Below are 2,984 nucleotides of genomic sequence, written 5' to 3'. Positions count from 1 at the left end.
ACTTCATCTTTATTTCACATTTTTGTTATATTTTAATTTTTCCTCTTAGGAACTTTCCTTTCACTCTCTAAAAAAAGAGTTCCCTTTCCCTGGTTTTATTTTTTCTGATCGCTCATATACTGTAAAAAAACACCGGGGAAAAACATGAGATCATCTCGTAATTTCATCTGCTCCATTTTTACCCGCTATTCACGCGGATGCAGAATTACCGCAATCCTTGCAGGAGCTTTTCTTCTGGGATCCTGTACAGGAAGCCTTGTTACCTGGCTCAGCCGGAACTTTCAAGAAACCTCTTCTGTTCCCAGCATTTCAGAAAGTACAGCTGCCTCTGTCCTTTCCGCATCTTCCGACAGCTGGGGACTCAGCTTTCAGGAAAAGGGGAAACGACCTGTAGGAAATGCTTCCATAGAAGAGCTAAAAAAATATAATGCGTATTTTGCCCAGGATACCGCTGAAAAAGTACTTTATCTTACTTTTGATGCAGGATTCGAAAACGGAAACACACCTGCTATACTGGATGCTCTGAAAAAACATAAGGCTCCTGCAGCTTTTTTTGTTGTAGGAAATTTTATTTCAGACAATCCGGATCTGATAAAAAGAATCGTTTCAGAAGGTCATACTGTAGGAAATCACACCATGACACATCCGGATATGTCCCGGATCTCAGACATCAGTTCTTTTCAAAAGGAGCTGCAGCAGGTAGAAGAGCTATACAAAAATATCACCGGAAAAGAAATGAAAAAATATTATCGTCCGCCTCAGGGAATCTATAATATCCAAAATCTTTCTATGGCAAAAGATCTGGGCTATTCCACTTTTTTCTGGAGTCTTGCTTATGTAGACTGGCTTCAGGATCAGCAGCCCTCCAGTCAGGAAGCATTTGACAAGCTTCTGACACGAATACATCCCGGCGCCATTGTTTTGCTTCATAATACCTCTTCTACCAATGCCGCTATTCTGGATGAACTGCTTACAAAATGGGAAGGAATGGGGTATCGTTTTTCCTCCTTAGACAAACTGACCGGGATATGATCCCGGTCAGCCCTTTAATTTTTTTCATTTGCATGAAGATCTTCTTTGATCTGGCTGCTGGAAATTTCCGGTGTACGAGGGAGGTAAACAACTTCGCATCCCTCTTCCTTCAGAAAATCAAATTTTCCTTCCCAGTCATCTCCCATCACAAAGGTATCTACATGATATTCTTTTACGTCTGTGCGCTTCTGTTCCCAGCTTTCTTCCGGGATCACCAGATCTACATAGCGGATAGCTTCCAGAAGCTGTTTTCTTTTTTCATAAGAGAAATAACATTTTTTTCTCTTTTCATTCCAGTTAAACTCATCTGTAGACAAAGCAACGATCAGATAATCTCCCTGCTGTTTTGCCCTGCGCAAAAGATTAATATGTCCGTAATGGAGAAGATCAAAGGTTCCATATGTGATAACGCGTTTCATTTTTTTCCTTTCTGCCGCTTCGCAGTCTTTCTTATTTTTTATCCAGCATTTTCATACCGTATTGATAGATTCTCAAAGATGTCCCATTGGAATAATGAAGGCCATCCAATATTCCCCCATCATAACGATTACTGATCCATCCTTTTCTTTCTAAATAACTGCAGCAGTCAATATAAGTAAATGTTTTTGACTTCCCTGTACAAAGCCCTTTGTAAATCCTCTGGTTAAAATCATGCACTTTTTTTTCTGATCTGTACGGATTTCGATGAGTAAAATTTCTCATCATCGCACTGTTTACCGGATTTACAGACATATAGTACATTTTGCAGTTATAAGCCTTTAATTTTCTGGCATATTCCGGCATAACCCTGAGGTAGGCATTGATATTATAAAGATCGTTTACTCCTAAATTAATGATCACAGCCTTTTTTTCCTGTTTTGGTCTGTTTCGAACCTGAGAATACAACTGTTTAAATGCAGTTTTTCTAAACCATTCCAGTCCCTGGCTTCCTTTGCATATAAAGCTCACATTCGGAGAAACATCTTTTTTAATAAGACCTGCAATCCCCACTGTTCTGGAATCCCCTACCCAGTATACTCTGTCATATCGGTTCGGCATATACAGACCGGAAGGCTTCCTGTCACTTTCTTTCGGAAAGGTTACCATATAATAAGTTCCTGTTTTTGAAGGAATCCTGTCTCCGGTCATATACTCCGGATCCATAGTTTTTCCCTTTTCTCTTGACCACCCCAGAACCATATCGCCATTTCTCAGACCTACTGCCGGAAATGCCGGAATCTGCTGTGATGATGTATAAATTCTTCGGTATAATTTTCCATTGGAATATCTCAGTGTTACAGAGGACGTCTTTTCTATTGCTGCATAAAATTTCATATTCCCAGTTACAGCAGCCTTTGTTCCAGGCTTCCTGATATATCTTCCGTTCACTGTACTTGTCCAGCCTATCCCTTTATACGTACTTCCGCATGGCACAGAAGGAAGTGTAACCGACTGCCTTTTATCCATTAGTTTTCTCTTTGAAATATACTCCCGCTTTCCATCATGAGTATAAAACCTGACCTGGTACAGTTTATATCGGTAAAGATAAAATTTAGTATTTTCTTTTACACGGAAACGATCTCCCGGATCATAAAATTTTTCTTTTTGTCCTGTTTTAAGAACCCAGTAGTACCGATACCCGGAAGCAGAGACTTCCGGAAGATTAATATAAGTATTTTTTTCTGCCTTGCATGCCCATTTTCGAAACCTTTCTGAGGATACTTTTCCTTTTGAATCTGCAAAAACCACTTTATACTTTACAGGAGTAGCCTCTGCCGGTCTGCTTCCAAACAAGAACACCGCTGCAAAAACCACTAAGAAAATCAGAATTTTTTTCCTCATTGTCTCAAGTTTCATATTATCCCTCTTTCTTTTTCTCTTTCCCGATCAGAGATTTCAACAACTTTACAATTAATCTGGGTACAAACATAATAGCTTTTCCTATCCGGAAGGTCACAGTCCTTTTTACAGCT

At 39.6% G+C, this 2,984-nt stretch carries 3 protein-coding genes; 1 reads left to right on the top strand and 2 read right to left on the bottom strand.

What is annotated here, in order from left to right:
- Nucleotides 1-144 precede the first annotated feature (144 nt).
- Nucleotides 145-1,032 (top strand): polysaccharide deacetylase family protein, encoded by an 888-nt coding sequence (locus tag RDS42_RS13765; RefSeq protein ID WP_308784159.1) that lies wholly within the window; start codon nt 145-147, stop codon nt 1,030-1,032.
- A 14-nt stretch (nt 1,033-1,046) separates the two neighbouring features.
- Here RDS42_RS13765 and tagD read toward each other — a convergent pair whose 3' ends face one another.
- Nucleotides 1,047-1,451, bottom strand: coding sequence for a glycerol-3-phosphate cytidylyltransferase (tagD, locus tag RDS42_RS13760; protein WP_308784158.1), 405 nt, complete (start codon nt 1,449-1,451; stop codon nt 1,047-1,049).
- Nucleotides 1,452-1,482: 31 nt separating this feature from the next.
- Entirely contained in the window at nt 1,483-2,868 is a 1,386-nt protein-coding gene (locus tag RDS42_RS13755; RefSeq protein ID WP_308784157.1) for a hypothetical protein, read from the bottom strand.
- Nucleotides 2,869-2,984 lie beyond the last annotated feature (116 nt).

It is taken from the genome of uncultured Blautia sp., assembly GCF_902497045.1.
GTDB lineage: Bacteria > Bacillota > Clostridia > Lachnospirales > Lachnospiraceae > Blautia_A.
This window is presented reverse-complemented; position numbering and strand designations above follow the sequence as displayed.